The following is a 9,976-nucleotide window of genomic DNA, read 5'->3' as shown; positions in this document are numbered from 1 at the left end:
TATGTAGCGTAACTTTCTGGCCTCGAATGGGAAAGTCTGAAATTTCAGTAGAAGGCATAAAACCCTTTGACTCCAACTTGCTGTTCTCATAGCCTGTCGGAGCAATATTAAGTTCATCTAAATAAATATGGAGTTGATTGTCGACCTGATCGACTTCTAAAATCTGGAAGTATTCCAAAAGCCCTTCCGGCATCAATAAGGATAGTAATTTACGTTCGGCTTCTTGCAAGGGATATTTGTATTAAGGACGCTAAACTAAGAAATTTTTAACACTCCCCCCAAGAATTCAGCTTGATCCATAGTTGTGTTTTCAGTGGCAGGTGGGGACACCTGCCACGGCTGAGGGCGCTGTTCTTTCACCAGCATCCAAGAGATTTATCGAGGTTACCATGGGACTTCGGCTACCCTAATAACCTAAATCCCAAACCTTACTCCTAAAAATAAGTTTCCTGAATCAAAGCTCTCTGCCTCAAAATAAAACTTCTCTTTAAATCCTATAAATGGAACAAACCTCCCGATTTGGAATTGCGCTCCAACTTGACCATTGAATGTTATTTCATGACCGGCACCTTTTGTGGCAAATTCATATGCACCTCCAGCCCCAATAAAAATGGAAGGGACTTGTTTTAATTGAAATAAAATATACAGATAATCTGCACCAATATATCCTGCATTAGTCCTACTTATCAATCCTAGATTTAATTGAACAGCATGTTTGTCATTGAATTGATAATGTCCTTGAGCGCCATAATAAATATGGATCGGCGATTCTAATTGAAAGTCTGAGTTAATCCCCAAAGAAATCTTTGAATTTTGAGCAAAACAAATGGTACTTAAAACCATTAAAATTAAAATAATACTAAATGAGTATTTAGGCATAAATAAAAGTTTAAAATTATGTGATTTGAGCGGTGAAAATATAAAATAATTATCAAAGAGGTTAATTTTTTTTATATATTTTATCAAAGGTTTTTATAACAAAATATCCCTACTTTTCAGTAGGGATATTTGTCAAATAATGATCTATTATTATTTAAATCATTTTGTTTCTAATATTCCGGATTTTGAATCAATAAATTGTTTTTGTTCATTTCATCTCTTAGGATTGGAAGGAAATAGGCTTTATTGCTCCAAGCATATTTTTCGAAGTCTATATGTTTAACAATTGGCTTTGTTGCCGTTGTGTGGTCAGAATTCATCGGATAAACAATATCAGCTACTTTAGTAGTAATATTATAAACCTCAGGTCCTATTGCCCAACGACGTACATCGAAAATCCTATGCTCCTCAAAAGCTAGCTCTACCCTTCTTTCATTTCTGTATTTTGCTTTTAATGCAGCTCCTGACTCTGTAATATCTGGCATACCCGCACGTTTACGGATCATATTCAAGTAAGTCCTTGCTTCTTGTTCCATTCCTAATTCAATACAAGCCTCAGCGTAGTTCAATAAAACTTCAGCATAACGGATAAATCTCCAAGTCACTGCCTGACGTACGTATTGTGCATCAACATTAGGATCTATATATTTTCTCAAATAATAACCTGTATAGGCTCCATTCCAGTCCTCAATAGTGCTTTTTCTGGTATCAACACCATATACTACTTCCATCTTGTTTGTTGAAGCATTCCATTTTTCCCATCGTCCGGTTTGGATTCTGTTCAGTGGGTCTAAACCTTTAGCATCATCTGGTCTGATTCTCCATTCTGCACCATTATACAAAATAGTAGAATAGAATCGTGGATCGCGATTAGCATAAGGATCAGCGGCAGCAGCAGCATTAGACCATGAGAATGGAGTACCATCTTTCATTTCAAATGCGTCAACCATATCACCCAATGGTGCATTGGTTCCCCAGCCATGATAACCATTTGGAGAAGTATATAAACCTGCTCGCTGTCCCATTGGCGTAGTGAAGTATTTTATGAAAATATCCTCCTCTGTACTTTTGTTCAAGAATATTTCCGTCAAATTCTGAGGTATATTTTCAGATGCTGACGGGTTTCCCTTGTATAAAGAGTACACTCCTAAATCGATAACTGCCTTAGCTGCATCTTTGGCTGCCGTCCATCTTGCTCTTCTATCTCCTGAGGTATAACGGATCAAATCCTGTTTTTCATAACCAGGGAAAATCGTAGTATTATATAAATCGCTGGCTGCATATAGTAAGACACGAGCTTTTAATGCCAATGCTGCTCCTTTAGTAGCACGACCTTGATTAGCTCCTGAATGTTTTTCAGGTAGCAATGCAGCAGCTTTATCCAACTCTGATACCATAAAATCTACACATGCAGCGTATGTATCCCTTTCCTTTAAAAATTCATCTTCAAGACCATATACTTCAGTGATTATAGGAACACCACCATATATGCTAACAAGGTTATGATATGTAAAAGCTCTTAGGAAATGAACTTCTCCCGACATTCTGTCTTTTGTGGATTTTCCATCGACATTATCTTCAATGAATGGGACTTCGTCGACTTTAGAAAAGAATATATTACAAAATCTTATGGTTTTGTACATATCTGCCCAACTTCTATATCTGGAGACTGTCCAACCCATTAGGCCATCCGGCGTCATCAAACTTTTGTTGAAGTTGAGGGATGCAGCGTTTCCGCGATAATGACCTTCATCTACTAAGTTCGCCTTAAAACGGCCATCAGTTAGAGGCTCATCTAAGCGGAAATAAATTTGGTTGATAAATGTTCCTACCAAGGCAGGGTCAGTCCAGACCGTATTGTCAGAAAATTCAGTTGCTGGATCAGTGTCTAGGAAATCCTGTTTACAGGAACCTAATAGTGTTGAAACGAATATAGCGTATAATATAAATCTCTTTTTCATGATTAAAAGTTTAGGGTTAAACCAAAATTGTAAACTTTATTAAGCGGGTAAGCCGTTGCAGATGTTGTTTCAGGATCAAAATCTTTCACTTTTGTGAATGTTAATAGATTTTGACCAGTGAAATAAACTTGAATTCCTTCAAGTTTTAATTTTTGGCACCACTCCAGCGGGAACGAGTATCCAAATTCAAAATTTTTCAATCTGAAATAATCTGAATTTTGCAACCAATAGGTATTACTATTTGATCTCCAATATTCACTGTAACGATTCCAAATCCGAGGTTTAGATGCATCTGGATTTGCTTCTGTCCATCTCCCTTCAACGTCTTGGATTAAATAATTACCAACTTCACCCTGCATTTCATAATAATTGTTACGGATTGCTCCTGCTGCACCTTGGAAGAATATACTTGTGTAGAATCCTTTGTAGCTCAAATCGATGTTCAATCCCCCTGTTAGAGTTGGAAGATCTGTTTTTTCTTGACGCACACGATCCAATCCATCAATTTTACCATCGTTATTTACATCTTCAAACATTATATCTCCCGGTCTTGCTCCTGCCCAGTGTGGGTAAGCATCTACCGCAGCTTGATCTCTGAATACACCGATTGCATTATAATATAAATCAGCATTCATTGGCCTACCAGTTGATTGTTGATAGTCGGGAACTCCTGGTGTTTCATCCCAGAAACGAATTCTGTTTTTGTTTGTCGCTATGTTTGCAGATACAGCATATTGAAATTCGTTGATCGCATTTTGGTAACCAACCTGAAACTCCAATCCTTTATTGACAACTTCTCCTATATTTTCCCTTGGAAGCGTCAATCCAGTAGAGCTTGGCACAGATGCACTTCTATTCCATAAAATATTAGTCCTGATATTATAAAAATATTCAGCCGTCAATGACAATTTATTATCCAGGAATTTAGCATCCAAACCTATGTTGGATTGATTTGCAACTTCCCAAGTAACCCTAGGGTTTGGAATACGGAGTTCATTCAACACTTTTTGTTCTACATTTTCATTAAAAACATAGATATCTGAGGTACCTGTTAGGAATCCATAGCTTGATAGGAATTGGTAATCTGCAATACGGTCATTACCTGTTTGGCCCCATGAACCTCGGATTTTTAAATCACTAACAACAGGTTTGATATTTTGCCAGAATTTTTCTTCTGATACTTTCCATCCTGCAGATATTCCAGGGAAAAACCCGAAACGGCCATCTTTCGGGAATTTATATGACCCATCATATCGCCATAGAAATTCGAATAAATATTTATTGGCAAAATCATAATTCAAGCGTCCAAAATAATTTAATCTTGCCTGTACAGAAGATTGTCCGGTATTATTCTTTTCAGCGTCGCCCCCAGCAAAAAGTTCTTCCAATGCTGTTGAAACGAAAAACTTACGGAAAGCTTCAAATGACATTACACTCCCTGAAATACGCTCCACCCCTATTAATCCGTTGAAATTATGATTTGTACCAAAAGTTCTTTCATATCTCAACAATGAGTTTAATGTTAGGAGGTCATTGTTTGCAAAATCTTGAGTTAATTCTGGGCCAGTAAACCCTTTTTGACCTCTTACTAATAATGGATTTCCACTGTCATCAAGTGATGTTCCATCCCAGTTATAAAGATACCATGGGGTTTTCCATAATTTATTGTTCTGAACTGTTCTATCAAATGCTACATTCCCACTCAAGGACATGCCTTGCACCCATGGAATGGTAATATCTAGATTTGCCTTTGATTCTAAGGTCATTGCTTTATTACGGTCATATCCCGTTTGGTTTGTTGTTATTACGACTGGGTTATTTCCATATTCAATATCTGGCCCATTAAATCCATTCGGCCAATAAGCTTGCATATTTGGTTTTCCACGTCTTAACATCACGAATATATCAGAAGCAGATCTGGTCGGATAATTCCTGTTTATTTCACGGAGTGCAACATTTACACCGTATTTAATATAATCATTGAATTTACCGTTAAGATTAGATCTGAAGTTATATTGACTATACTTAGTTGCTGAGTTTTTATAGATGGCATCTTGTTTATCAAATGCACCTGAAATAAAATAATTTACGTATTCAGACCCGCCATTTATGGTCAGGTTAGTTTGGTGTTGTGGAGCCACATCATTAAATGTTGCCTTATACCAATCCGTATTAGGATGACCCCAAGGATCAGAACCATTTCTGTATAATTCTATTTCCTCTGCGGAATATTTAGGTGATTGTCCTGCATAAACGCTAATTTCATTTAACATTTCGACATAGGTTGCTGCATCAGTTACCTTTGGGATTACAGTTGGTTGTGTAAAGGCTTGGTTATGGCTTATTTTCACTTGTGGTTTTCCTGTGCGTCCTTTTTTAGTGGTTACCAAAATCACCCCGTTAGCAGCTTGAGATCCATAAATTGCTGCAGAGGCATCTTTAAGGACAGTTACACTTTCAATATCCTGAGGGTTCAATCGTTCTAAACTACGGTTAGCAATTCCATCGACTACTATCAGTGGGGAATTATCACCCAACGTATTTGCACCACGGATTCTTAATGTTGCATTATCACTACCAGGCTCACCTGATCTTGATACAGCTACCAAGCCCGGAAGCCTTCCTGCTAGTGTATTTGAAAAATTTACTACTGGTGCTCTTTGCAGGACATCACCTTTGACATCCACAATTGATCCGGTAACAGTTGAGGCTTTTTGAGTGCCATAGCCCACAACCACCACTTCGTCAATATTTTCATCAGATGCTTCTAAAGAAACTCTCATAGCGCCAGAACTGGCTGGAACCGTTTTGTCTGCATAACCTATCATGTGGATTCTTAGGTTATCTCCAACATTTCCCGCAATTGTAAAATCCCCATTTTGGTCGGTTTGTGCGGATTGGCCAGTTCTAACATTTGTAATAGTAACACCTACTAAGGCTTGAGATTGGCTGTCAACAATTTTACCTCGGATTTCGGTTTGGTTTAGGATTTTCTTGTTTACAAGAAAATCATGATGGGACAGCACATTAGAATTGCCTGCCCATGCACCCATAGTAATACCTAAGGTGCAAAACAACAAGAGTCGTTTTTTCATGGTAAATGGTTTTAAGTTAAAGTTGTAAAAGTCGGTCTATAATATTTCCTGAACGTTAAGGAATCATCAAGAAATAAGGTTAAGTTCCGGTTGTTAACATAAAATTAACAAACCATTTTCAATAAAATTATACTGTCTTTTAAAACTTATCCACAATCCACCACCCCCAAATAGTTGCATTAACAATTTTTAACAGAACAAGAATAAACCATTTGATGGAAACTACATCTTACCAATAAGCAAAACGAAAAATAGGACATTAAATCACCTAAGTCGTTAACATTCTTTAACATAACAGGCATTAAACGTTTTATAAGAATTTTGCTCAAATAAATAAGAACATCAAAATTAAAGAGACTATGAAAAAGATATTAACATTTGCTGCTTTATTTGCTGGTTTAAGCTTTGCAGCTTCTGCACAACAACAAGATTCTGTAAAGAAAGATAGAGCTGAAGTTCGTCAAGAGATGAGACATAAAAAGCATATGCGTGGAGATCGTATGGGCCGTATGGACAACAAGACTCCAGAGGATATCGCAAAAATGAAAACTGATCGTTTGGACAAGGAATTGAAATTCACCGAAGATCAAAAGAAAGATATTTATGCTTACCACTTAGATCAAGCAAAGAAATGGAAAGCTAAGTCTGAAGAAAGAAAAGCGGACCGTGAAGCTCGTAAAAACGAGATGAAAGCAGAACGTGAGGAATTCTTGAAACTGTTAACACCAGAGCAGAAAGAAACGTTAAAGAATAAAATGGCTGAAAACCGCAAGGATGGATTCAAACGTGGCGACAGAAAAGATCGTCAGTTCAAACGTAGAGATATGGATCGCAAGCCAGTGGAAAAAAAGGCTGAAGAAACTGTGAATGTAGAAAGTTCAAATAGCTAATTAGAGTTAAGAATTTATTAGTTAGTGGTTATATGTTTAATTGATGAAGGTCCCGCGCTCGCGGGACCTTTCATCTTTTATAGGCTTTTCTATTTACTTTAGCTTTAAGAACCCCAAGAGGTTTTTACTTTACTACCTGCTTCCGAATCTTTCTCTACCGTAACCGACCTTGGTATCCTTTCTTTCAACTCTTCAACATGTGAAATAACACCTACTACCCTATTTTCATGATGTAGGTATTGCAGCGTATCAAATACTGTATTGATACTTTCTGTATCCTGAGTTCCAAAACCTTCATCAATAAAGAAGAAATTCTTGTCAGATTTATTTAATGATTGAATATTCTCTGCTAATGCCAATGCTAGACATAAAGAGGCTTGAAAGCTTTGACCACCAGACAATGTTTTAACAGACCGTCTATATCCATTGTTCAGATAATCCACTACCTCAAACTCATTGTTGTCGTTTATCGTCAAACTCAATTGATTTCTTGTCAAGCGATGGAATCTTTCATTGGCCATTTCACACATTTGTCTTAAATGGATACTGGACACATAATTAACAAATCCATTTCCCTTAAACAAGTTCTCCATTACCTTTAAATTTGCAGCCCTGGCATTCAATAGATCAAATTCTTCGATCAATTTTTCCTTTTTGCCTATTTCCAGAGTCAAATGTGCTAATTCTTTTTCTAGACCTCCTGTTAAAGACAACTGCAATTCTAGTTCTTCTTTCTTGAATTCGAATAATTTGGCTGTTGTTTCCAGATCTTCCTCCGAAAACTCTTTATCCTTCAAATAATCCTTTAAGGATGCGATTTGAGTTTCTAACACTTCCAACCTTACGTAGAACTGCTGTATGTCTTTACGCATTTGCTCTACCGGCATTGGTCTTTGGATGATCTGTTGCACTTGAGTGATATCAGCAAATTTAAATTCTCGCAGTAATTTTGCCAATTGCTCTTGTCTGACCTTAATTTGTTGATTGAAGCCACTTAATTGATCTTTTGCAGAGCTATATTGTCCAGCAATTTCAGCAAGTTTAGTTTTGTAGGTATTGAGTTTCTGATTTAAGGTCAAATAACCACTTTCAATCTGAATAATTTTTTGATCTAAAGCCAACTTAGATCTTCGTACTTCGTCCAATTCAATTTCTTCAAATTCTTTATAATTGAATTGTTGCAAAGCATTTTTGCTATGAGCACTTACACCTTGCACAACAGCGATCTCAGCTTTTATGCTATCTAATTCTTTTTCAAATTTTTGGATATTGTCCTTATTTTTCTGCAAGTCCAATCTCAATTGTTTGACTTCGGCTTCCAAAGAATTGGTGATTTGTTCACTTTGTTTTATTTTTTCTTTTTGAGCTTCAAATGCTCCCACGTCCTCACTTGAATAGCCTACCCATGTAAATTCAGAGATATGTATTTCCAAATTACTTGCCTGAGCATTTACTTCTTGTTGAATTTGTTCATAGCTAGCCCTTTTGTTGTTAAGGCCAAAACATGCTTTGGAAACCTGTTCTTTTAATTTTTGGTACTCCGCACGTTTTTCTTCCAATTCTGCTTTCTGAAGATTCAGTTTTTGAATTTCCTCCTGCACATGATTGGCAACCATCGGTTCAGGGTGGTCAAGTGCACCACACAATGGACAAGGCATACCGGGCTGTAAATCGGTTGCAAAACTGCTCAACCTAGCTTGTACCTGCAACTGTGTTTCTTGCTCTCTTAATTTATTGAACTCATTTTCGATCAATTTGAGTTCATTGCCGATCATCTGTTCCCAATTATCCTCGGTGTAGCCCAATTTATTGATCTGTGATTGCTCTACCTCAATATCCCCACTTAACTGATCTAATAATTTATTGGATTGGCTATGCTGCTGAACAATGGTATCTTTACGATGGTACCATTTCTCCATTTCGATCAATTGCGAGGTATCAACTTTTTCAGACTTCAAATTCTCTAATTTCTCTTCCGTCTCCTCCAACTTCTTCATTAAAGTATGCTCCGCCTCTTTAGTTCGCTCAACAAAAGGAGTCCCTTTAATCAATCTTGTCTCTAGCTCCTTTTCCTTTTTGGCATTTTCCTTTATTTGAATCAATAATTTATAATCTTCTACCTGTCCTCTGAAAGAATTAAGGTTTAGATAATCATGCTGGATTGCTCCAATTTCCTTTTCTACGATATCAATCTCCTGCAATTGCCTTTCTTTGAATGAACGGAAGTTTTCAATTTTATGAATCAAACCTTCCCGTTCGATATTTATGGATTGCAAATAATTTAATGGCTCTCTAAAAGCTTGAGAAGTTTTTTCATAGCGGTTTAAATCAGCCTCCTGCCGCTGCACACGGCTTTTCTTGCTATTCAATTCATTAAACTGTCCTTCTTTTTGTTGTAGCTCAATTGACTTATCTTTAAACTCCTGCAGAATACGGACTTTGGCTTGGAGATCTTGAAAATCCTCTTTCGTTTGAGCCAATGTCTTTTTAGCATCCTCAACTTCTTCTTTTTTCTTATTCAGTGCTTCAGTAGAAATACTCTCGAACCCTGATAATGCACCCTTGAGGTTTTCAAGCTTCCGGTTATTGCTGGATTGCAAGAAACCGACTTTAGGTCCTAAATCAAATTTATTTAGATAAAAGATTTCTTTCATCATTTCAGACCTATCCTTTCCTTTCAGTTCCAAAAATTCCTTGAACTGGCCTTGAGGTATAATGATGGTCCTTCTAAAGTTAGGATATGACAGGTTGGTCACCAATGCACCATCCGCAGATTCCATCGGCACCCACTTTTCATCTATCCATTCATATGCTGTACGCTCTATTGGCGTAGTATCATCAAAATTTTTTCTTCTTTTCCACTGTGCAACGAATCGGAATTTGCGCTTCTCGAAATTCAGAAACTCAAAGACTATCATCGTCTGATTAGACTTTAAGTTCATCATGTTATATGCACGCTTATCAGTTTTGTTCAATCGTTCGGTATCACCATACAACACAAAACTTATGGCTTCTAATATGGATGATTTACCTGATCCAACAGAACCAAAAATCCCAAACAATCCGGCTTGGGTCAATTCTGTAAAATCTATGCTTTGTTTTTCTTGGTAGGAATATAGTCCTTCTATACTTAAATATAGTGGCAGCATGC

Annotated in this window: 5 protein-coding genes and 1 pseudogene; 1 reads left to right on the top strand and 5 read right to left on the bottom strand. The window is 37.0% G+C overall.

Going from position 1 to position 9,976, the window contains the following annotated elements:
* The 4 genes and pseudogenes from CRT24_RS20560 to CRT24_RS20545 form a co-directional block, all read right to left on the bottom strand.
* A pseudogene (locus CRT24_RS20560) lies at positions 1–229 on the bottom strand (transposase); the annotation flags it as partial.
* A 185-nt stretch (positions 230–414) separates the two neighbouring features.
* Complete coding sequence (locus tag CRT24_RS20555) at positions 415–879, bottom strand: hypothetical protein (RefSeq protein WP_144034627.1); 465 nt, start codon at positions 877–879, stop codon at positions 415–417.
* Positions 880–1,049: 170 nt separating this feature from the next.
* Positions 1,050–2,840, bottom strand: a complete 1,791-nt coding sequence (locus CRT24_RS20550; RefSeq protein ID WP_099372967.1) for a RagB/SusD family nutrient uptake outer membrane protein — start codon at positions 2,838–2,840, stop codon at positions 1,050–1,052.
* Positions 2,841–2,842: 2 nt separating this feature from the next.
* Positions 2,843–5,935, bottom strand: a complete 3,093-nt coding sequence (locus CRT24_RS20545) for a TonB-dependent receptor (protein WP_099372966.1) — start codon at positions 5,933–5,935, stop codon at positions 2,843–2,845.
* A gap of 359 nt (positions 5,936–6,294) precedes the next feature.
* On the opposite strand from CRT24_RS20545, the gene CRT24_RS20540 reads away from it, so the two are divergent.
* Positions 6,295–6,825, top strand: coding sequence for a DUF4148 domain-containing protein (locus tag CRT24_RS20540; protein ID WP_099372965.1), 531 nt, complete (start codon positions 6,295–6,297; stop codon positions 6,823–6,825).
* A 104-nt stretch (positions 6,826–6,929) separates the two neighbouring features.
* Here the strand turns inward: CRT24_RS20540 and CRT24_RS20535 are convergent, their stop codons facing one another.
* Entirely contained in the window at positions 6,930–9,974 is a 3,045-nt protein-coding gene (locus CRT24_RS20535) for an AAA family ATPase (RefSeq protein ID WP_099372964.1), read from the bottom strand.
* Between the last annotated feature and the right edge of the window lie 2 nt (positions 9,975–9,976).

It is taken from the genome of Sphingobacterium sp. 1.A.5, from assembly GCF_002734235.1.
Classification (GTDB): domain Bacteria; phylum Bacteroidota; class Bacteroidia; order Sphingobacteriales; family Sphingobacteriaceae; genus Sphingobacterium; species Sphingobacterium daejeonense.
The sequence above is the reverse complement of the archived record's forward strand: the minus strand, read 5'-3'. Positions and strand labels throughout refer to the sequence as shown.